Origin of the sequence: Salmonella sp. SAL4457 (assembly GCF_046548235.1) — a bacterium.
In the GTDB taxonomy this organism is placed as follows: domain Bacteria; phylum Pseudomonadota; class Gammaproteobacteria; order Enterobacterales; family Enterobacteriaceae; genus Salmonella; species Salmonella enterica.
This window is the reverse complement of record NZ_JBGDZO010000662.1, coordinates 1-264: the sequence shown is the minus strand read 5'-3', so window position 1 is coordinate 264 and position 264 is coordinate 1. Positions and strand designations below refer to the sequence as shown.

Genomic DNA, 264 nt, shown 5'->3' with positions numbered 1-264 from the left:
AGCTGGACCAGTGCCTCGACCATCACCTGCATCGACCAACCGTCGGACACGATGTGATGCTGGACCAGCACCAGCACATGGTCGTCCTCGGCCAGCCGCAACAGGCTCACCCGCAGCAGCGGCCCACGCTCCAGGTCGAACGGCCGCGCGATCGTCGTCTCGACCTGCCGAGCGAGGGCGCCCTCCTCGAGCGGCCCCAACGCGACGATATCCAACGGCAATGCCATGGATGCGGCGATCTCCTGGCGCGCCTCGTCGCCGTCG

At 68.2% G+C, this 264-nt stretch carries 1 protein-coding gene; it reads right to left on the bottom strand.

What is annotated here, in order from left to right; genetic code table 11:
* Positions 1-264, bottom strand: a 264-nt coding sequence (locus ACLJNW_RS25845) for a condensation domain-containing protein (RefSeq protein WP_410961456.1), incomplete at both ends; no start/stop codon positions are given.